Consider the following 20569-nt stretch of genomic DNA (forward strand, 5'->3'; position numbering starts at 1 on the left):
AAAGGTGGAGGGCTATAAGCGTTTTATAGCTTTCCGCTGATGGCGATGGACAATTAGCAGTGAACAATTAACAATAAACAAATTCCAAACTTGAACCCTCCAGTCTTAGGTATGGAATAACACCAATTTACTTTTGTTTACCGGTTATCAGGTATTCACGTAAAGTGTTTATCAACTTCATTCCATTATTGCTATTGGTAAAAACTGCAAATCCAACTTTTCCATTGTCATAAAAATCGAATTGGCACTGGAAATCACCATTATTCCCTCCATGTCCAAAAGCTCTTCCAACCGGTGAATCCCATTGGTAAATCCCAAGCCCGAAATATTCTTTTGAACCTAATCCTGAGATCTTCTCTTTCGGAACCGGTATAAACAGTGAGAAAAACTGCTTATATGATTCTGAGTTTAGACCTTTCCTGTTGGAGAGTGCCAGTATAAAATTAGAAAATGCCAATGGTTCGGTATACATACTATAAGACATTCCGGGTTGTTCAGGTAATGTAGATAGTAATGTATGATCGTTCTTGTGTCCGAAGGATATTTGTTGTGCTTCCAATTGATCTTTAGAGAAAAATGTCTTTCTCATCTTTAAAGGTTGTAATAATTCTTCCTGCAATACTTCTTCAATTTTTTTATCTGTCACAGCTTCTACAACCCGTTGCAGATATTCAAATCCTTCTCCGGAATATCCATATTCAGTTCCTGGAGTGAATATGATCCGTTTTCCGTGGTTCGGAAACCCGCTTCGATGTGAAAGAACATGTCTTGCAGTCATTAACTTGTATCTTTCATCAGTTAACCTGGGAAGAGGCAGATATTCCCATAAGGGTTTATCGAGATCGATCAAATTCTTTTCAGCTAATCTTAATACGGTAAATGCAAATACCGGTTTAGTTATGGATGCAGCTTCAAACAGTGTTTCCTGTGTAACAGGTTCCCGTGTATAGTTATTTCTATAACCGTATGCTTTATTCAAAATGATCTTATTGTCCTTTATCAGCACCAGGCTAAGTCCGGGTACGCGATAGTGATCCATAAGGTCCGTTATCACATGATCAAATTTCTCAATTTGGTCGGAATTCATGCTAAATAAAGCCCCTTCCTCATTCTTAAAATCGGGGAAGGTTTTTTCTTTGATCTCAATCAAAAACGGTTTGTTCTTAGCTCTCTTCCTGTTTTTAATAACTGTAAACTTTTCATTATCAATCCTAATACTTTGGCCATTAGAATTCAGATAAGGTTGAGAAGCATGAATTCTATATGAACCGATAGGAAGTTCCGTTTTAAAACGACCCAGGGAATCCACCGGGATATCCATCCATAATTCGGGTTTCTCAACAGAAGAAGCCCTGATAAATTTTACTTGCTTTTTCAGGGGCTCGTTTCTTGCAACGACCTGTCCGGATATTTCATTAAGGACTCCATCTTCAGGCATTAGAATAACATCTCCCAGAGAACCGGGTTCAAGGAATTTCGGATCACCTTTCCCCCATGCCAAAAATGACAGCTGATTTTTAGCCTGGTCCTCATCAACATCTATGATATTATGATCGATACCAATAGAACGATTCGGATAAATTTGACCCTCCAATCTAATCGACCACTCATAAATCGTTTTGTTTTGAACTCGTTTGGAGGTAACTTTTACATTATCCCAATTGGCATTTCTTACCAGGGGGTCCCAGCTAAGATCCGGTAAAAACGAAGTTTTCAGATCCTGGCTAAAAAGATAGGTTTTAATACCCGAACCGTTTTGAGAGTGGCTAAAATCAATATAAAGTATATGGTTGTCGTGTGATGCCCAGCTGGCATTGGCAGTGGTATCTCTTATATGTGAATCATCATAAACTTCCAGGGCAAAATACAGGGATTGCTCATCCAGGTTATAAGCCGTACGGAAAAAAGCTTTGATATCTTTTTCATTTTTTGGGGCGCTATTCCCATACACCAGTTTTATGGGATATCGGGTTGTGTTCTTTGGCCAATCATTTAATTCTCCATCTACGTTTATTGTTTTTACAGGATAGGCAAAAGCAATGGAGCCGTTATGACCATGGACAGATTGGAAATAAGTCAATGTCAAAACAAAACTTATAACTAAGGATTTCATATCAATTTTTTAAAGAGAGACAATCCTTTTTCTGAAATGTTACAGTTCTATGCCTAAAGGTCTGGAAGAAAGAGGATATTTAGATTTTGCTTGAAGTAACATTAGACGATGAGCAATGAACAATTAGCAGTGAGCAATGAACAAATTCCAAACTCCAAATTCCAAGCTCCAAATTCCAATTTACCATATAATTATTTGTGTCTAATTTTTAATCCACTCAATATCTAATACATCACGTAATTTATTAAGGCTTTCTTTTGATAGAAATTTAAACGCAATTTCAATAAAAATATATCTTATCATAAAGATCTGCGCGATCACAACTAAAATAAAAATCGGGGAAAAATCTTCTTCTCCGAAAAAAGTAATTGCAAAAAACCCAATAACAGGAAAGAAAAGAAAAACACTCAATAGAATTCTAAATACTTTGTGGATTTCCACTTTTACATAGCCATTAGCAGAATTAATTTCCCCTGTCATAACACAAAAAGCTCCTCTTCCAATAACAGAAGAAATTATTTTAAATTGATTCCCGTTTATCATACCCCGAAAAGATTTATCTGTGTATTGAGAAGTTAATTTTTCAGATTTCTCTGTTCTTCGGACTAAGCGATCCAATGTCGCATTTTGGTCTCCAATCAATTTAAAAGTTTGTTCTTTAGTTGGGAAAATGTTCATATGATAGATTAGCTATAATCGTAGTATAAATCCAAATATAAGAAACAAACATTACAGCTGAATATCAATCCCAATAAATCAACAATCGTAAATCTAAAATCGTTAATCGTGCTTCTCAACGAGCCTGTATCGAGCGCCCGCGTGCCGCAAAAGCTTTAGCGGAGGAGCAAGTCGAGATACTCGAAGTAACATTAGACAATGAGCAGTGAGCAATAAACAAATTCCAAGCTCTAAATTCCAAAAAAAGAGGCAAAACTACCGGTAATGCACAGGATTACTCGCTTCGCGAGTGTTCCTTTATGCTCCGTAGTCTAAATGAAAAGTCACAGATCTTCGATCTGCTAACTTTTTTATTTTCACTTCGATTCCTGAGCACGCTCAAATCTCGTTCAAATAAAAAAGCTCACAATATTTGTGAGCTTTTCATTCTTAAGTGACCCCGGCAGGATTCAAACCTGCAACCCTCAGAGCCGAAATCTGATGCGCTATTCAGTTGCGCCACGGGGCCTTAATATCAATTTAACTTAATTTCTGTTTAACAATAGTAGAAATAGTCTTTCCGTCTGCCTTTCCGGCCAGTTCCTTAGAAGCCATTCCCATTACTTTTCCCATATCTTTCATGCTGGAAGCTCCGGTCTTTTCAATGATCGATGCAACCACTCCTGCAATTTCCTCTTCACTTAACTGCTCGGGTAAAAACTTTTCAATAACTGCAGCCTGAGCTACCTCGGGTTCTGCCAGATCTGCTCTCCCCTGCTCTGTAAAGATCGCTGCGCTGTCTTTACGCTGTTTTACCAGCTTCTGAAGTATTTTGATCTCTTCGTCTTCACTGAGTTCTTCCTTGGCTCCGCTTTCGGTCTTAGCTAAAAGGATAGCAGATTTAACCGCTCTGAGCGCCTCTAAAGCAATCGTGTCTTTAGATCTCATTGCAGCTTTCATCTCTTCCATTATTTTAGTTTGCAGACTCATTTTTTACTTAAGTATTTGTTTCGGAATGCGAAGATAAAAAATAACCCGGAATCTGTGCATAGATTCCGGGTAAAATCATAGGTCATAGTAGGCTAAGCGATCTGATATCGTTAGTCTACATTGTCATGCAGAAATGAATTATTGGATCTTAACTGAGATTCGTCATTGCTATCCTTGCTCACAGATAATCGGGACGAATCGTTTTCTTCGGTTCTGTCTTCCAATTCTATTCCCATTCTTTTATAAGCAGGTTGCTTCTCTATCTCATCAATTCTCGAAATATTGTTCTGGAATTTATAATTGAATTCCTTTAATTTCCTTCTTCTTTCGGCAGCTCTCATCTTTAAAGAATCTTCAATTGAGCTGTTCATAGGATCGATCTCGGCCTGTTCTTTTTCAGGTGCTTCTTCTACGGTTTTCTTTTCAAAAACCATTTCTTCCTCAATAACTTCCGGCTTTTGCTGCTCCGGCCTGGCATTGGCCAGTTTATTCTCTACCTCCATATAATCATCCAGACTGTACCTGGTTTCTCCTTCATCTGAAACTTCGGTTACCGGAATGATCTCTACATGGTCTTTTACTTCATAATCCTTCACATCGTCGGTAAGGTCGAACATCACCACATTCTCCTCTTCTTTCTCTTCCTCCGAATTGATCGGCAAGTCGAAAGACAATGTGATCTGCTGATCATCCTCTGCAAGTTCCGGTTCAACTTCCTCCGGCTCCACCACTTCAATATTCTTCAACTGAGGAGTAGTATCTATAATTACAAAATCTTCTTCCTCTGCTTTTACTTCCTCATACACTACATTTATGTCTTTTATCAGTTTGGAAGTGGGGATCAGGTTTAACTCTGCATCCTCATCAACCAAAGTATGTCTGATAACCGGCTCCTTAGGCTCCGGCTTCTTCTCTTCCTTCGGAAGCTCCAGTGTTGAGAAAGATGCCTTGGGAGAAAGATCCTGTACGGCCTTTTGCTCATCCTCCAGAGTATGAATGATCTTTTTAGCTTCTGTATTTACAATTTCGTGTTGTTGCTCTGCATTGAACCCTGTAGCTATTACCGTTACCGAAATAGCATCTCCGAGGTTTTCATCCTCTCCCACACCCATGATGATATTGGCTCCGTGACCTGCTTCAGCCTGGATATGATCGTTGATCTCTCCGATCTCATCAATGGTGATCTCTTCCGATCCGGATACGATAAGCAAGAGTACATTCTTAGCCCCGGTAATTTTATTGTCGTTTAACAGGGGAGAATCCAACGCCTTCATGATAGCGTCCTGTGCCCTGCTACCTCCGGATGCAGATGCCGATCCCATGATAGCGGTTCCGCTATTGGCAAGTACGGTTTTAGCATCCCTAAGGTCAATATTCTGAGTGTAGTGATGGGTAATTACTTCTGCTATCCCTCGTGATGCAGTGGATAATACTTCATCAGCTTTAGAGAAACCGGCCTTGAACCCTAAGTTACCGTATACTTCTCTAAGCTTATTATTATTAATTACTATCAGTGAATCTACATGTTTTCTCAGATTCTCAATACCTTTCTGTGCCTGTTCGTTACGCATTTTCCCTTCAAACTGAAAGGGCATAGTAACGATCCCAACCGTCAGGATATCGAGGTCTTTTGCCATTTTTGCAATAATCGGCGCAGCTCCAGTACCGGTTCCACCACCCATTCCGGCAGTGATAAATATCATTTTGGTATTGGTGTCGAGCATGGCCTTTATTTCTTCCATACTCTCTATGGCAGACTGCTCTCCCACATCTGGGTTAGCTCCCGCTCCAAGTCCTTCGGTAAGGGATACTCCCAACTGGATCCTGTTGGGGATAGGGCTGTTCTCGAGGGCCTGTGAATCCGTATTACAGATCACAAAATCCACTCCTTTAATTCCTTGCTGGAACATGTGATTAATAGCATTACTTCCTCCACCACCAACTCCGATAACTTTTATAACGTTACTCTGGTTCTTCGGCAAGTCGAATGCAATGTCCCCGAAATCTGTGTTGTCACTCATGAATATCTTTTTTGGGTTCTGTCTTATTTTGTCTTAATCTGTTTGTTTATTTCCGCCAATGGCAATTTGTCAAAATGTGCTATTGTTCGTTCTCTATCAGTTATTCGGCGTTATCAAGGAAATCCTTGAGCTTTTCCGACCATTTTTCAAAAATCGATTTGCGCTCTTTTTTAGGGAGCGTGGCCTGGGTTTCTGTTATTGGTTGTTCATCTTCAAGCAATTCTTCTTCCTGCTGAGCACTTTCGGCCGGACTTCCGTATTTATGCTGCTTCTGAATGGCATTCATTACCAATCCCACAGCTGTAGCGTAAAGCGGACTTGCGGTTTCCGAATCGGAATCGCCTGCCAGATGCTCATTCGGATATCCTATTCTCGTATCCATTCCGGTAATGTATTCCACCAGTTGCTTGAGGTGCTTTAACTGGCTTCCCCCTCCGGTAAGGACTATTCCGGCAATAAGCTTCTTTTTCTGATCTTCATGCCCGTAATTCTTGATCTCCACATAAACCTGTTCTATGATCTCCACCACTCTGGCGTGAATGATCTTTGAAAGGTTCTTTAAGGTGATCTCTTTGGGTTCCCTTCCTCTTAATCCGGGGATGGAAACAATCTCGTTATCCTTATTTTCTCCCGGCCATGCGGAACCAAATTTTATTTTAAGCAATTCTGCCTGTTTCTCTATGATAGAGCAGCCTTCCTTGATATCTTCGGTAATTACATTTCCTCCAAACGGAATTACCGCCGTATGGCGGATGATCCCATCTTTAAAAATGGCAAGGTCTGTAGTACCTCCCCCTATATCTATCAGGGCTACACCTGCTTCTTTTTCTTCCTGGCTCAGTACTGCATTTGCCGATGCAAGAGGTTCCAGTGTTATTCCCGCAAGGTCCAGTCCGGAACTCTTAACACATCTTCCGATATTTCTGATGGATGATACCTGTCCGACAACCACGTGAAAATTCGCTTCCAAACGGCCTCCGTACATCCCAATGGGCTCTTTGATCTCTGCCTGCCCGTCAATTTTGTATTCCTGAGGGAGTACATGAATGATCTCCTCTCCGGGTAGCATCACCAGCTTATAAACCTGGTTGCACAATTGTTCCACATCGTCATCACTGATCACCTCGTCTGAGTTGGGTCTGGTGATATAATCGCTGTGTTGCAGGCTTCGAATGTGCTGCCCTGCAATTCCCACTACTACATCTTCTATCTTCAGGCCGGAAACAGCTTCTGCCTCCTGCACAGCCTGCTGAATAGATTGTATGGTCTGAGTAATATTATTAACCACTCCCCTGTGTACACCGAGGCTTTTGGATTTTCCTATTCCCAGGATCTCGATCTTCCCATACTCATTCTGCTTGCCGACCATGGCCACGATCTTGGTGGTACCGATATCTAACCCTATTGCATATTTACTCTGTTCCATAAACTTACTTTTTAGTGCACACTACCTGGTTATTATATTGTAAATTCACTACACTATAGGTATTTAGTGTTTTATCTTTTCGTGCCTTTTGATAAAATGCTTTAAAGTTCCTAAACTTACGCTCTAATTGTTCTGTATTACCAAGCAACACTAAAAAATCATCTACTCGTAATTTTAATTCAAATTTACCCCCTCGTTTATGTATACCGATGATATTCCTGTTGAGGAAATCATCTTCATAAACATATTTAGCCAATTTATAGGTCTCAGCTAAGTTTTCTTTGTTAACAGCTCCTGTGATCAATGGAACTCTGGCTGAAAAAACAGGTGACAAAGGCATCCATTTCCCTTCCGAATCCAGATAAAAAGGATCGCTTGTTCCTACCCTGGCGATAGGCTCTCTTTGCTTTATTTTTGCCTCAAGTTGCCCATTTATAGTGTAATACACCTGAGCTTCACGGATCATTTGATTTCTATTGAGTACATCTTCCAGCCTATTCAAAGCTAAATTTTCTTTGGCTACGTTCGTAATGGTGTCTTCATTTTGTATTAACAATTTATTAACCATGGGGTAGGTTATAAATTGATTCTCTCCTTCAACAAATTCTATATTTACTTTTGATAATTTCTTATTATCATTTCTTCCATTGGTAAATGAAAAAAGTGCAATCACCAAAAGGATCCCTCCAAAGATCTTTATGTAATTCATGTTAATTTTCATCCAGCAATGCATTTTTAATTTTGTCCACTTCCACTCCGATATCTCCGGCTCCCATGGTTAAAACCACTTCGGCGTCGGTATGCTTTACAGCTTCTATAAGCTCTTCTTTGGAGAGCAGGCGAACTTTCCTGTTTTCCATTTTATCCATTAACCAGGAAGAATTCACCCCTTCTATGGGTTCTTCTCTGGCAGGATAGATCTCCAGCAGTATCACTTCATCAAAACGCGATAACTGCCTGGCAAAACCATCTGCAAAATCCCGGGTCCTGCTAAACAGATGGGGCTGAAAAACAGCCAGCACCTTTTTTCCGGGATACATTTCTTTAACTGCATTGTACACGGCCTCAATTTCTGTAGGGTGATGCGCATAATCATCAATAAAGACCAGTTTATCTGTCCTTATCTGATAAGAAAAGCGTCTTTTCACTCCTTTAAATGTAGCTAGCGCTTTGGCGAGGCGGTCAGGCGGGGAGCCCATTTGGACCGCCATCGCAAAAGCTACTAATGAGTTTAACAAGTTATGCTGCCCTGGCTTGTTAAACTGTACACCCCGAATCGACTCCTTGGGTGTCTCCACATCAAAAACGTAGGTCGCATTTTTGATCTTCAAATTCTTTATACAGTAATCGGAACCGTCTTCAATTCCGTACGTAATTCCATCTATAGGGAGCCCCTTCCTTACAAAAAGGGTTCCGTTGGGTTTCAATCGTTTTGTAAATTCCCTGAAAGATTCATCCAGAGCCGATTTTTCACCATAAATATCCAGGTGATCGGCATCCATGGAGGTTATACAGGCAATATCCGGCGATAACTGCAGGAAGGACCTGTCGTATTCATCCGCTTCTACCACGGTAACCTCTTTTCCGCTGATCAGGAAATTGCTGTTAAAATCCTCTGATATCCCTCCCAGGAAAGCCGTAAGAGGCGTGCCTGTTTCATTCAGGATATGTGCGAGGATAGAAGAGGTAGTTGTTTTTCCATGAGTTCCTGCCACTGCAAGGCAGAAGGAATCCCTGGTGATCATTCCCAGAACCTGGGATCTCTTGTACACATCAAACCCTTGTTCCTTAAAATAATTGTACTCTCTGTGATCTGCAGGAATTGCGGGAGTGTACACTATAAGTGTTCCCTCCTTATCCCTGAATACCTGCGGGATCCTGTCTATCGCATCTTCATAATGAATATCTATCCCGGTATTCTGCAAACCTTTTGTAATATCTGATGCTGTCCGGTCATAACCGGCAACATCTTTATTGATGAATTTAAAATAGCGCGCCAGTGCCGACATACCTATGCCGCCAATACCGATAAAATAAATTCTATTTACACTATTTAAATTCATTGTAATAATTTCTCAATTTCGTTTGCTATCTGTTTTGTAGCTTCCGGCAATGCCAGTTTTTTTATATTCTCTCCCAGTTCTTTCTGCAAGGGTTCCGAATTCACGATATTCATAAAAGTGGCCTCGAATTCCTCATCTATGTTTTTTTCCTTTACCAGGACGGCTGCCTTCTCGTTTACGATCGCTTCTGCATTCTTGGTCTGATGGTCTTCTGCAACATTGGGAGAAGGGATAAACACCACCGGCTTCCCAACAATACACAGTTCCGATACCGACCCTGCTCCTGCCCTGGATACGATAATATCTGCAGCAGCGTAAGCCAGGTCCATCCTGTTGAGGAACTGAAATACACTTACATTGTCCTTATTGTATTTTTTATATTCCTCATAATAGAGTTTTCCGCACTGCCAGATAACTTCTATATTGTTTTCCCTGAAAAAATCCAGCCTGCTTTCCACCGCCTGATTAATTCTTCTGGCTCCCAGGCTTCCTCCCATTACCAGGAGTGTTTTTTTAGTCCTGTCAAGCTTAAAATGCTCTTTGGCTTCCTCTGTTTTAGAGCTGATCTCCAGCAGGTCTTCCCGCACGGGATTTCCTGTTTTTACAATCTTTTCTGCAGGAAAAAACCGCTCCAGGCCATCATAGGCCACACATATTTTTTGTGCTTTAGCCGCCAGCATTTTATTGGTGATGCCCGGAAAGGAATTCTGCTCCTGAATTACACAGGGGATCCTTTTAACAGAAGCCATCTTCATTAACGGGCCGCTTGCATAACCTCCGGTACCGATCACCACATCCGGTTTTTCTCTTTTTATGATCTTATTCGCTTTCCATAAACTGCTGATCAGCTTAAATGGAAAGGAAAGGTTCTTTGTTGTCAGTTTTCTTTGTATCCCCGATATCCACAGTCCTTCTATCCTGTATCCGGCCTGGGGAACTTTCTCCATTTCCATTCTTCCTTTAGCTCCCACAAAGAGAAAGGAAGCTTCCGGGTAACGGGATCTCAACTCATTTGCAATAGCAATTGCAGGATAGATATGACCTCCTGTTCCTCCTCCGGACAATATGAATTTATAGTTGCTCACTTAATACTTCAAGCGGGTTTAATTCTTCTTCTGTTTTTCTTACTCTCTTTTGTGTCGTTCCTTCTTCAGGCGGGGTTCCTCCATCATCTTCATTTTCCACCGCCTCCTGTCGTTTGGCACTTACACTTAAAATGATCCCCAATGCCAGGCAGGTCATCCATATAGAGGTTCCTCCGCTACTTATTAAGGGGAGGGTCTGACCGGTTACCGGGAATAATTCTACTGCTACCGCCATATTGATCAGGGCCTGAAAAACAATGGGCAGGCCTACGCCAATGACCACGAGTTTCCCGAAGACGGTTCCCGCCTTATGGGCCACAATAACAATCCTGAACAGGAGCAGCATATAAATAAATATGAGTACAAAAGCGCCGATCAATCCGTATTCCTCTACAATAATGGCGTAGATAAAATCGGAAGAACTCTGAGGCAGGAAGTTTTTCATCACACTTTTTCCTGCTCCTTTTCCGACTACTCCGCCGGTAGCGATGGCGATCTTTGCTTTTTCTATCTGATAATCTGATTCCGTATCTTCTTTATCGGCAAAATTCTCTATCCTGCTTATCCAGGTATCCACCCTGTTCGGGAAAAGATCCGGAAATGCCTTAGCCGTGAGAACAAACATGGTTAATCCCAATATTCCTACCCCGACAATGCTTCCGAGATATTTTATCGGATATCCTCCCAGGAAACACAGCATGAGCACCATAAAGAAGATGATAGCCGTGGTTGAAAAGTTAGCCGGTAATATCAACATTAACACCAGGAATACCGGTATCCACAGTGGGAGAATGGTTTCTTTAAAGCTTACCGTTTTATCTTTTATTTTAGACAGGTACCTGGCCACATAAATCAGAAGTACTACCGAAGCCAGCGTAGAAGTCTGGAAAGTTACTCCCACAAAAGGCAGGCGTATCCAGCGACTGGCATTGGCCCCTCCTATCGTTGTTCCCTGTGCCAGGGTATACAACAACAAAAAGAGAACTACCGGCATGGCTATAATAGACAGCCCTCTAAAATATCTGTAGGGTATCTTGTGCACCGCGTAAATAATGGTAAAACCGAGAAATAACAGCATTCCGTGCTTAAGGAGGTACCCCATGGTGGTTCCGCTGCCAACGACGTAAACCAGATTGGTACTCGCACTATAAACAGGTAAAAAGGAAAACAATGCCAAAAGGGCCACTACTGCCCAGATAGCCTTATCTCCTTTTATATTTCTGAAAATGCTGCTCATTTATACTTTTTCTCTATTCTTATAACTTTCGTATTTCCTCCTTGAATTGTCTTCCGCGGTCTTCGTAATCCTCAAAGAGGTCGAAACTCGCACAGGCCGGAGACAGAAGCACTGTATCTCCTCTTTCTGCAAATTTGTAAGCCATTTTAACGGCTCCTTCCATGCTGGATGTTTCTGCAATGATATCGACTATATTCCCGAAGGATTCGATGATCTTTGAGTTGTCCAGCCCCAGGCATATTACTGCTTTTACTTTTTCTCTTACCAGAGGTAAAAGCGGGCCATAATCATTCCCTTTATCCTGCCCCCCAACGATCCAAACAGTTGGAGTGGTCATACTTTCCAAAGCATAATATGTGGCATTCACATTGGTTGCTTTGGAGTCGTTAATGTACTGCACATTAAAAATCTTCAGCACTTTTTCAAGTCGATGCTCCACCCCGTGAAAGCTCTCCAGGCTCCTGCGAATGGTTTGCTTTCTGATGTTAATAAGGTGTGCGGCAGTAGATGCTGCCATAGCATTCTTAATGTTGTGCTTGCCTTCTAATGCTAATGTCTTTGTTGGCATAGTTAATTGTTCGTTAGCGATGTTTAATATTATATTTCCCTCTTTTAAGTACGCTCCGTTTTCTATCTTTTTCTCGATGGAAAAAGGCAATAATTTCGATTTTACGGGATGGTCTTCAAGCCATTGGGTTATTACCCGGTCATCTGCATCATAAATGAGGTAATCTTCCTCGGTCTGATTCATAGCGATCCTGAATTTGGATGCGATATAATTCTCAAACTTATTATCATACCTGTCCAGATGATCGGGAGTAATATTGGTAATGATGGCAATGTGCGGTTTGAAATCTACGATTCCATCCAACTGAAAACTACTGATCTCCAGCACATAGTTCTTATGGTTGTTTTCCGCTACCATTTGCGCAAAACTGTCGCCGATATTCCCTGCCATTCCCACGTCTACTCCATCCTGACTTATCAGGTAGTGGGTAAGCATAGTGGTAGTGGTTTTCCCGTTACTTCCGGTAATTCCGATGATCACAGCCTTTGTAAATGCGGATGCAAATTCGATCTCCGATATGACCGGAATTCCTTTCTCCCTTAGCTTTATTACCAAAGGAACAGTATCGGGTATCCCCGGGCTTTTCATAACCAGGTCAGCATTCAGGATCCTACTCTCCGTATGCTGATTTTCTTCCCATTCAATCTCATTATTTTTAAGAACGTCTTTATAATTTTCTTTGATAATTCCTCTGTCTGAAACAAAAACCTCAAATTTTTCTTTCTTCCCCAGGATAGCAGTTCCTACCCCGCTTTCACCCGCTCCGAGAATTACCAGTCGTTTTTTTATTTTTGATTGACGACTCACGATTGACGATTTCTCATTGTTTTAATTGAAGCCACCATTATTGACAATAATTCGTTCGCTTCTACCTTTAACCTTTCTATTTCCTTTCTTTCGATCATACATCTTACATCAACAATCGTAAATCAACAATCATAAATCGTATATCTATTATCTCAATTTCAATGTCACTATAGTTGCAATTGCAAGCATGATCCCTATAATCCAGAACCTGGTCACTATCTTACTTTCGTGATATCCTTTCTTTTGATAGTGATGATGCAATGGCGACATCAGGAATATCCTTCTTCCTTCTCCGAATTTCTTCCTGGTATATTTAAAATAGCTCACTTGCAGCATGACCGACAGTACTTCTGCCATAAAGACTCCGCATAATACCGGGATAAGTAGCTCCTTTCGTACCGCGATAGCAATAACCGCTATGATCCCGCCAATCGTCAAGCTTCCCGTATCTCCCATAAAAACCTGTGCGGGATAGGTGTTATACCAGAGGAAACCTACCAGGCTCCCTACAAATGCAGCTATATAAACTGTTATTTCACCCACTCTGGGGATATACATGATATTCAGGTAATCGGAAAATATTATATTACCCGATACCCAGGCAAATATCCCCAGAGTAAGTACTATAATGGCCGAAGAGCCCGCGGCGAGGCCATCTATCCCATCGGTTAAATTAGCTCCATTGGAAACAGCAGTTACAATAAAAATGACCAGGGGAATAAAAATGAGCCATGCATAATCCTTGGCATCCTTACTGATCCAGGAGATCAGATCGGCATAATCAAATTCGTTATTCTTTACAAAGGGAATCGTAGTCTTAGTTGACTTTTCCTCCGATTTAAATTCTCTTTCCGCCGGGCCATTCACAATGATCTCCTGCTGAGTAACCGGATTCGTCAATTCTTCCCTGACAGTTACCTCGGGATGAAAATACAGGGTAGCACCAACAATTACTCCGAGGCCAACCTGACCCAGTACTTTAAATTTCCCTTGCAGACCGGCTTTATCCTTTTTAAATATTTTGATATAATCGTCTATAAATCCGATAATCCCCATCCAAACCGTGGTAATTATCAACAGAATAGTATAAATATTGTCTAACCTGGCTACGAGTAACACAGGAATTAGTGTTGAGAGGATTATAATAAGTCCTCCCATGGTAGGAGTACCGGCTTTTTCATTTTGCCCCTCCAGCCCAAGATCTCTTACCGTTTCTCCAACCTGTTTTTTTCTCAGAAAAAGGATGATCCTCTTTCCGTAAATAGTAGAAATAAGCAATGACAGAATAATGGCCATAGCCGCCCTGAAGGAGATAAACTGAAACAGTCCCGCCCCCGGTATCTGATAATGCTTTTCTAAATATTCAAACAAATAATATAACATCTAGTTGGTTTTAGTTCCGGAAATTGATTCCCGGATTGGTTTTGTTATTTCTTCAGTTGGTTTAAAAATTCTCTAACTATTTTAAAATCATCAAAATCCTTTCGCTTTCCCTTAACTTCCTGGTAGGTCTCATGACCTTTCCCGGCAATCAGGATAATATCTTTGTTTCCCGCTAACTGACAGGCTGTTTTTATAGCCTGTTTCCTGTCGGTGATCGACATGGTCTTTTTAAAATTCTGAGGTTCTACGCCGCCTTCCATCTCTTCGATAATAACTTCCGGATCCTCACTCCTGGGGTTATCGGAAGTAAAAATTGCTTTTGTACTCAGACTGGAAGCAATGTTTGCCATTAAGGGACGCTTTGTCTTATCGCGATCTCCCCCGCATCCTACCACGGTAATTAGCTCTTCGTTCCCTGTTCTGATATTATTAATGGTATTCAGGACATTTTTCAAGGCATCCGGTGTGTGTGCGTAATCGACAATAGCCGTGATCAGCGTATCCGAAATAAAATACTGGAACCTCCCGTCCACACTCTCCAATTCGCTGATATGCCTTAGTGTTTCCATCTTTTCCAAACCAAGCAGGTCTGCAGTAGCATAAACAGACAACAGGTTATACGCATTGAATACTCCTATCAGTTTAGACCACATTTCGTTATCATCCAGCTTCAGCAGAAGTCCGGTAAATTGGTTTTCCAGGACATTTGCCTTGTAATCGGCATAGGTTTTCAGGGCATAAGTGTGTTTTTTGGCCCTAGTATTCTGTATCATTACCAGCCCGTTCTTATCATCTGCATTAACAAGTGCAAAAGCGTCTTTAGGCAGCTGGTCAAAAAATATTTTCTTTACATCCCTGTATTCGGCAAAACTTTTATGATAATCCAGGTGATCGTGACTGAGATTGGTAAAAATGCCTCCGGCAAAGCGGAGTCCTTCCGTTCTCTTCTGATGTATCCCGTGAGAGCTCACTTCCATAAAACAGAACTCTACCCCCGCATCATTCATCATTTTCAGGTATTTGTTGATGGTAAGCGAGTCCGGAGTGGTATGCGTGGCTTTGTACTCCTTATCATCTACCAGGATCTTTACGGTAGATAAAAGCCCCACCTTATAACCTGCTTTTTTAAACAACTGATACAGCAAAGAGGTAATAGTTGTTTTCCCATTGGTTCCGGTCACCCCGATCAATTTGAGGTTTGCAGAAGGGTTTTCATAATAGTTAGCCGCCATATGTGCCAAAGCACTCTGCGTTTCTTTTACCTCCACATAGGTAACCCCGTTAACGATCTGTTCCGGTAATTTTTCACAGATCACAGCTATAGCGCCTGCATTTATTGCTTTTTCAATAAAATCATGCCCGTCTACCACAGTTCCCCTGATCGCAACAAAAACATCATTCAGGCTCACCGATCTCGAATCGAAATGAATTTCATTCACAGAAACCAGGGTGCTCCCGGTTACCGAGTTGATGTTTACCTTATATAATATGTCCTTTAGCATTGTCATGATAACTTCAATACAATGGTTGCGTTCGATTCTATTTTTTTACCTGGCTGAAGGGATTGTTCCTTCACTTTTCCGTTACCGTTAACTTTTACCCTAAGCCCCATATTTTCCAGGAGAGAAATGGCATCCATCCCGCTCATCCCTTTAACATTAGGGATCACCGTATAATTTTTCTGGGCCTTAGCGTAATAGGCTTTATAATTTTCTTCCAGCTTCTCTTCAACAGTATCCACTTCATCTACCGTATCGATCAGCGGGGAGTTGGTGTATATTTTTTGTGCTACAGCCTTAAAAACAGGCCCGGAAACATCTGCTCCGTAATATCCTTTCTTTTTGTCCGGTTCATGGATCACCACGATACAGGAGTACTTTGGGTTTTCCGCCGGAAAATAGCCGGCAAAAGTAGATATATACTGTAGTTTATTCTCTTTGGAAGCATAGTCCTTCTGACAGGTTCCTGTCTTCCCCGCCATTGAAAAATTAGGGGAATAAAGGTCATGTCCTGTCCCGTGTTTTTTCTCCACTACATTCCTCATCATCTGCTTCACTTTACCTATAGTGCTTTTGGAACAGATAGAAGGGTTAATGACCTCTCTGTCGAACTTCATGATCGTTTTATTCCATTCCTTAACCTCTTTGATAAGCCTGGGCTTTACCATTTCGCCATCGTTGGCTATCGCATTGTAAAAAGTAAGTGTCTGTAGGGGGGTAAGAGACACTTCGTAACCATAAGCCATCCACTGGAGAGAGATACCACTCCACCCTTTTTTATTTGGGTGCGGGATGTAGGGGTTTCCCTCTCCTATAATAGGTAAGTCTAATTTTTTATTCAGCCCCATATTGTAAAGGCGGTTTACAAATTTTTCGGGGTTCTTTTTGTAAAAACTATCGATCATTTTTACTACCCCGGTATTGGAGGAGACCTCAAAGGCCTTTGATGCTGTTATTTTCCCGTAACCCCTTCTGTTGGAATCACGCACTTTATATTTTTTAAAGAAAGTAAGTACACCGTTTCCGGTATCTACAATATCACTGGTATCTATTACTTTATCTTCCAGAGCAGCCACCATGGTCATCAGCTTAAAAGTCGAACCGGGCTCATGAGATTCTCCCACGGCATAATTCAGGCGCTCGTAATAATTACCTTCCTTGTTCACACCCAGATTAGAGATTGCTTTTATCTCTCCGGTCTTAACCTCCATCACCACTACCGTACCGTGGTCTGCCTCATATTTCTGCAACTGCTCCATTAACGCGTGATGCGCTATATCCTGGATATTGATATCTATGGTAGAGATCACATCATAACCGTCTTTAGGCTCTACCTCATTATCTCCACTGATAGGTTTCCACTGTCCTTTGGCGATCTTTTGCTTTAATCGCTTTCCTTCCCTTCCTCTGAGGTATTGTCCGAAAGCGCCTTCCAGGCCAACTCTGGTTACATATCCGTTTTCATCAAATCGCTCATAACCCACACTTCGTTCGGCTATTTTCCCTAAAGGATGCTCTCTTACCGTGCGCTGTTCCACAATAATCCCACCTTTATAAGGCCCCATACTAAAGAGCGGAAAGGATTTGATCTTTGTATATTCTGAGTATCCCAGGTTCCTGCGGATAAGGAGATATCTGTTTCTTGTGTTTCTTGCCTTTCGTAAAGTATTCTGATAGAAAGAAGAAGGCTTATCAAACATCATCGACAGGGAGTCGGATAATGCCTTAAGATTCTTTTCGAAGTTCTTCTTGCTGGGTGCCACGGCATCAAAACGTATATCGTAACGCGTTACCGAAGTGGCCAGTAAACTCCCGTCATCGGAATACAGATTTCCGCGATTGGGTTGTATCGTAAAGTTTTTGATTGTTCTCTCCTTGGCGAGTTCTTTGTATTTATCGCCTTCGGCCATCTGGATATAAACGAGCTTCCCGACTACCGCAAGAGCGAACAAAAACATACATCCCGCAACAAAATACAATCTGTTTAATATGTTTTTCTCCTGTATTGGCATAGCCTTATTTACTCGATATTTTTATTTTTTTAGGCGGGACCACTGACGGAGACAATCCTTTCTCCTTCAGGCTTTCCGTTACGGTGGATTCCAGTTTTAATTTCTGGAGTTCCGACCTGGTATCTACAAACTCACTCCGCAGTTCCTGAACATCTTCATTGAGTTCTGCAATCCCTATCACTTTTTTATCAATGCTATGGGCACTTGCGATCATGAGGACAGCCAATGAAGACACAAAAAGAATAAAACGCCAGTTCTTGATCGAATCATCACTGATCAAAAACCTACCCTTTAATATTCCGATTATACTCTCTCTCATAATTTTTCTGCTATCCTTAATTTTGCGCTTCTGGCCCTGTTATTAATTTCAATTTCTTCTTTAGAAGGAACTATCAGATTTCCGATCTTCTTAAAAGGAACATCTACGTTTCCAAAAAAATCCTTTTCCGGTTGCCCTTCAAACATTCCATCCCTGATAAATCGTTTTACCAATCTATCCTCCAGGGAGTGATAGCTAATCAGACTAAGTCTTCCGCCTTTATTAAGCAGATCTGGGGTCTGTAATAAAAACTCTTTCAGTACGGCTATCTCCTGATTAACTTCAATCCGGATAGCCTGGTAGATCTGGGCAAGAACCTTATGCTCTTTAAACTTTGGGAGAAAACGCGCTATAACTTCCTTGAGCTGCTCAGACGTTTTGATCGGTCGTTCTCTTGCCTCCACAATACGTCTTGCAATCGCTCCGGCGTTTCTCAACTCTCCATACAAACTCAGCACGCGCTTCAGATCTTCTTCTTCATATTCATTCACCACATGATAAGCGGAAAGCTCACTTTTCTGGTTCATTCTCATATCCAGATCGGCTTCAAAACGGGTTGAAAACCCTCTGTCTGCCACATCAAACTGATGAGAGGACACTCCGAAATCACCAAGGATCCCATCTACCTTTTTTATGCCATAGAACTTTAAATATCTTTTTATGAACCTGAAATTTTCAGGTATCAGTGTAAAACGATCATCATCAATTGCATTTGCCTGCGCATCTTCATCCTGATCAAAAGCGATCAACCTTCCTTCGTCTCCCAGCCTGCTTAAAATTTCTCTGGAATGCCCTCCTCCACCAAAAGTCACATCAACATACACCCCATCCTCTTTAACCGCCAGGCCATCTACGGTTTCCTTTAACAATACCGGATTATGGTAACTCGATCTCATCATCACCTCCCATTACTTCTTCAGCCAGATCGGCAAAATCAACAGTTGCATCATCGATTGCCTGCTCGTACTTGGTCTTATCCCAAACCTCAATAATGTTTATGGCAGACGACAAGACTATTTCCTTGGTGATGTCTGCAAAACCGATCAGGTCTTTCGGGATCAGCAATCTTCCGGTTGTATCCACCTCTACAACTTTAACCCCCGCAGTAAAGCGCCTGATAAAGTCGTTGTTCTTCTTCTTAAAGCGATTCAGCTTGTTTACTTTCTGCATCAGGGCGTTCCACTCATCCATCGGATACAATTCGAGGCAGGGCTGAAAAACAGCACGCTTCAACACAAATCCTTTTTGGAGGATCGGTGTCAGCTGATTTTTCAGAGCCACGGGAATCATTACCCTCCCTTTGGCATCTGCTTTACACTCATATGTCCCGATGAAATTGTTCATGGATCCTAATACACAATTCTCTTTAATTTTCAAATATATGGAAATATTTACCACATTTTACCACATTTTACCACTTTGTTGATAAGTTTTAGCATTTCTCGGATAAAATGCATAAAAGACAGTGATTTTCAGCCTGTTAAAAAGTGGATTATTGGAGTTAAGAAAATTCTGTTTTACCCGACTAAATGGGCTTTAAGACGGTATTTTATAAAAATGAATTATATAATAATGAAATGCCTATATTTGTTTTTTTTAGAACTAGAACTAACCGTTAATGGTACACAACATAAAGAAGGAAAGTAAATTCAGTTATCTGGAAATGGGAGAAGGCACACCTATGATCATTCTTCATGGTCTAATGGGTGGTTTAAGTAACTTTGACGGAGTAACAAGCTACTTTTCCGAAAGGAATTACAAGGTGCTCATCCCCGAATTACCTATCTACACAATGTCACTGCTTAAGACCAATGTCAAAAGCTTTGCAAAATACCTCGAACAGTTTATTGAATTCAAAGAACTGGACGAAGTAATTCTACTTGGAAACTCACTCGGAGGTCATATAGGTCTTCTTCATACCAAACTTTTTTCAGAAAAGGTTAAAGCCCTAGTTATTACAGGGAGTTCCGGCCTTTATGAAAGCGCCATGGGAAGCAGTTATCCGAGGCGCGGAGATTATGAAGTGATCAAAAAGAAGGCCCAGGATGTGTTTTACAATCCTGAAATGGCTACCAAGGAAATAGTAGATGAAGTTTATGCTACGGTAAACGACCGTAACAAACTGATAAAAACGCTGGCTATTGCCAAAAGTGCTATCCGGCATAATATGGCAAAAGACCTGCCTTCCATGAATACTCCTACCTGCATTATCTGGGGAAAGAACGATACGGTTACTCCTCCGAATGTTGCAGAGGAATTTCACAGTTTACTACCGGATTCTGATCTTTACTGGATTGATGAATGCGGGCATGCTCCTATGATGGAACATCCGGAGACCTTTAATACTCTTCTGGATGCCTGGTTGAAGAAGCGGGATTTCTAAAAATTC

The 20569-nt window shown here is 41.3% G+C and carries 17 protein-coding genes and 1 tRNA gene; 1 reads left to right on the forward strand and 17 read right to left on the reverse strand.

The features are described 5' to 3' along the window. Positions 1–127 precede the first annotated feature (127 nt). From GWK08_RS03390 to mraZ, 17 genes are all read right to left on the reverse strand, one after another. Positions 128–2113, reverse strand: a complete 1986-nt coding sequence (locus GWK08_RS03390; RefSeq protein ID WP_163605492.1) for a serine hydrolase — start codon at positions 2111–2113, stop codon at positions 128–130. 201 nt (positions 2114–2314) lie between these two features. Next, entirely contained in the window at positions 2315–2791 is a 477-nt protein-coding gene (locus GWK08_RS03395; protein ID WP_163605493.1) for a hypothetical protein, read from the reverse strand. 434 nt (positions 2792–3225) lie between these two features. Further along, positions 3226–3299: transfer RNA gene (locus GWK08_RS03400), tRNA-Arg, on the reverse strand. 11 nt (positions 3300–3310) lie between these two features. Further along, complete coding sequence (locus GWK08_RS03405; RefSeq protein WP_163605494.1) at positions 3311–3760, reverse strand: GatB/YqeY domain-containing protein; 450 nt, start codon at positions 3758–3760, stop codon at positions 3311–3313. Positions 3761–3870: 110 nt separating this feature from the next. Next, complete coding sequence (ftsZ, locus tag GWK08_RS03410; RefSeq protein WP_163605495.1) at positions 3871–5781, reverse strand: cell division protein FtsZ; 1911 nt, start codon at positions 5779–5781, stop codon at positions 3871–3873. Positions 5782–5881: 100 nt separating this feature from the next. Beyond that, positions 5882–7207, reverse strand: a complete 1326-nt coding sequence (ftsA, locus tag GWK08_RS03415; protein WP_163605496.1) for a cell division protein FtsA — start codon at positions 7205–7207, stop codon at positions 5882–5884. 4 nt (positions 7208–7211) lie between these two features. Next, a complete protein-coding gene (locus tag GWK08_RS03420) occupies positions 7212–7928 on the reverse strand; it encodes a cell division protein FtsQ/DivIB (protein WP_163605497.1) in 717 nt (238 codons plus the stop codon). Further along, complete coding sequence (gene murC, locus GWK08_RS03425; protein WP_163605498.1) at positions 7918–9270, reverse strand: UDP-N-acetylmuramate--L-alanine ligase; 1353 nt, start codon at positions 9268–9270, stop codon at positions 7918–7920. The genes GWK08_RS03420 and murC overlap by 11 nt, the downstream gene beginning before the upstream one ends. After that, complete coding sequence (gene murG / locus GWK08_RS03430) at positions 9267–10355, reverse strand: undecaprenyldiphospho-muramoylpentapeptide beta-N-acetylglucosaminyltransferase (protein WP_163605499.1); 1089 nt, start codon at positions 10353–10355, stop codon at positions 9267–9269. Before murG ends, murC begins: the two co-directional genes overlap by 4 nt. Continuing rightward, a complete protein-coding gene (locus GWK08_RS03435) occupies positions 10342–11592 on the reverse strand; it encodes an FtsW/RodA/SpoVE family cell cycle protein (RefSeq protein WP_163605500.1) in 1251 nt (416 codons plus the stop codon). Before GWK08_RS03435 ends, murG begins: the two co-directional genes overlap by 14 nt. A 19-nt stretch (positions 11593–11611) precedes the next feature. After that, entirely contained in the window at positions 11612–12967 is a 1356-nt protein-coding gene (murD, locus tag GWK08_RS03440; RefSeq protein WP_317168136.1) for a UDP-N-acetylmuramoyl-L-alanine--D-glutamate ligase, read from the reverse strand. A gap of 147 nt (positions 12968–13114) precedes the next feature. After that, the gene (gene mraY, locus GWK08_RS03445) at positions 13115–14350 is read right to left on the reverse strand and encodes a phospho-N-acetylmuramoyl-pentapeptide-transferase (protein WP_163605501.1); all 1236 of its coding nucleotides are present in this window, start codon (positions 14348–14350) and stop codon (positions 13115–13117) included. 44 nt (positions 14351–14394) lie between these two features. Then, positions 14395–15858, reverse strand: a complete 1464-nt coding sequence (locus GWK08_RS03450) for a UDP-N-acetylmuramoyl-L-alanyl-D-glutamate--2,6-diaminopimelate ligase (RefSeq protein WP_163605502.1) — start codon at positions 15856–15858, stop codon at positions 14395–14397. Then, positions 15855–17861 (reverse strand): penicillin-binding protein, encoded by a 2007-nt coding sequence (locus GWK08_RS03455; protein WP_163605503.1) that lies wholly within the window; start codon positions 17859–17861, stop codon positions 15855–15857. Before GWK08_RS03455 ends, GWK08_RS03450 begins: the two co-directional genes overlap by 4 nt. Before the next feature lie 4 nt (positions 17862–17865). Beyond that, positions 17866–18180, reverse strand: a complete 315-nt coding sequence (locus tag GWK08_RS03460) for an FtsL-like putative cell division protein (protein WP_163605504.1) — start codon at positions 18178–18180, stop codon at positions 17866–17868. Next, entirely contained in the window at positions 18177–19076 is a 900-nt protein-coding gene (rsmH, locus tag GWK08_RS03465; RefSeq protein ID WP_163606292.1) for a 16S rRNA (cytosine(1402)-N(4))-methyltransferase RsmH, read from the reverse strand. The genes GWK08_RS03460 and rsmH overlap by 4 nt, the downstream gene beginning before the upstream one ends. Further along, entirely contained in the window at positions 19057–19524 is a 468-nt protein-coding gene (gene mraZ, locus GWK08_RS03470) for a division/cell wall cluster transcriptional repressor MraZ (protein ID WP_163605505.1), read from the reverse strand. The genes rsmH and mraZ overlap by 20 nt, the downstream gene beginning before the upstream one ends. Positions 19525–19798: 274 nt before the next feature. Between mraZ and GWK08_RS03475 the strand changes: the two genes are divergently transcribed. Beyond that, positions 19799–20563, forward strand: coding sequence for an alpha/beta fold hydrolase (locus tag GWK08_RS03475; protein ID WP_163605506.1), 765 nt, complete (start codon positions 19799–19801; stop codon positions 20561–20563). Positions 20564–20569: the final 6 nt, after the last annotated feature.

This window comes from Leptobacterium flavescens (genome assembly GCF_010671605.1).
Classification (GTDB): Bacteria; Bacteroidota; Bacteroidia; order Flavobacteriales; family Flavobacteriaceae; genus Leptobacterium; species Leptobacterium flavescens.

What these genes read in the sequence shown, in the direction of transcription:
- ftsA (WP_163605496.1), bottom strand. Translation starts at nt 7,207, where the DNA reads ATGGAACAGAGTAAATATGCAATAGGGTTAGATATCGGTACCACCAAG.
- GWK08_RS03460 (WP_163605504.1), bottom strand. Translation starts at nt 18,180, where the DNA reads ATGAGAGAGAGTATAATCGGAATATTAAAGGGTAGGTTTTTGATCAGT.
- GWK08_RS03390 (WP_163605492.1), bottom strand. Translation starts at nt 2,113, where the DNA reads ATGAAATCCTTAGTTATAAGTTTTGTTTTGACATTGACTTATTTCCAA.
- mraY (WP_163605501.1), bottom strand. Translation starts at nt 14,350, where the DNA reads ATGTTATATTATTTGTTTGAATATTTAGAAAAGCATTATCAGATACCG.
- GWK08_RS03405 (WP_163605494.1), bottom strand. Translation starts at nt 3,760, where the DNA reads ATGAGTCTGCAAACTAAAATAATGGAAGAGATGAAAGCTGCAATGAGA.
- GWK08_RS03450 (WP_163605502.1), bottom strand. Translation starts at nt 15,858, where the DNA reads ATGACAATGCTAAAGGACATATTATATAAGGTAAACATCAACTCGGTA.
- GWK08_RS03435 (WP_163605500.1), bottom strand. Translation starts at nt 11,592, where the DNA reads ATGAGCAGCATTTTCAGAAATATAAAAGGAGATAAGGCTATCTGGGCA.
- murC (WP_163605498.1), bottom strand. Translation starts at nt 9,270, where the DNA reads ATGAATTTAAATAGTGTAAATAGAATTTATTTTATCGGTATTGGCGGC.
- rsmH (WP_163606292.1), bottom strand. Translation starts at nt 19,076, where the DNA reads ATGAGATCGAGTTACCATAATCCGGTATTGTTAAAGGAAACCGTAGAT.
- GWK08_RS03395 (WP_163605493.1), bottom strand. Translation starts at nt 2,791, where the DNA reads ATGAACATTTTCCCAACTAAAGAACAAACTTTTAAATTGATTGGAGAC.
- mraZ (WP_163605505.1), bottom strand. Translation starts at nt 19,524, where the DNA reads ATGAACAATTTCATCGGGACATATGAGTGTAAAGCAGATGCCAAAGGG.
- ftsZ (WP_163605495.1), bottom strand. Translation starts at nt 5,781, where the DNA reads ATGAGTGACAACACAGATTTCGGGGACATTGCATTCGACTTGCCGAAG.
- GWK08_RS03455 (WP_163605503.1), bottom strand. Translation starts at nt 17,861, where the DNA reads ATGCCAATACAGGAGAAAAACATATTAAACAGATTGTATTTTGTTGCG.
- GWK08_RS03475 (WP_163605506.1), top strand. Translation starts at nt 19,799, where the DNA reads ATGGTACACAACATAAAGAAGGAAAGTAAATTCAGTTATCTGGAAATG.
- GWK08_RS03420 (WP_163605497.1), bottom strand. Translation starts at nt 7,928, where the DNA reads ATGAAAATTAACATGAATTACATAAAGATCTTTGGAGGGATCCTTTTG.